Source organism: Bradyrhizobium sp. SHOUNA76 (assembly GCF_023006445.1).
GTDB lineage: Bacteria > Pseudomonadota > Alphaproteobacteria > Rhizobiales > Xanthobacteraceae > Bradyrhizobium.
In genome coordinates this window covers 1-416 of the sequence record NZ_JALBHA010001177.1, presented here as the reverse complement: position 1 = coordinate 416, position 416 = coordinate 1, and the positions used below count along the sequence as shown (strand labels likewise).

Sequence of the window (416 nt, the reverse complement as noted above, 5' to 3'; positions counted from 1 at the left end):
CTCGCCGGCGGCGAGCGCGACCTCGCGGGCGGCGTGGGCGAAACGGGTGATCGAATCGACCATCAGCAGGACCGATTCGCCCCGGTCGCGGAAATATTCGGCGACCGCCATGGCCGTCTTCGGCGCCAGCCGCCGCATCATCGGGCTTTCGTCTCCGGTCGACACGATGGTGACGGCACGCTGACGATCGTTGCCCAGCACGTCCTCGATGAACTCGCGCACCTCGCGGCCGCGCTCGCCGACCAGGGCCAGCACGACGGTGTCGAAACCCTGGCTACGGGCGAGCATCGCAAGCAGCGTCGATTTGCCGACGCCGGAGCCGGCAAAGATGCCGACGCGCTGGCCGGCGCAGATCGGCGCGAACAAATCGATGACGCGCACGCCGGTGCGCAGCGGCTTGTGCACGCGTGCGCGCT

At 69.5% G+C, this 416-nt stretch carries 1 pseudogene; it reads right to left on the bottom strand.

The features are described from left to right. A pseudogene (gene fliI / locus MOV74_RS40375) lies at positions 1–416 on the bottom strand (flagellum-specific ATP synthase FliI); the annotation flags it as partial.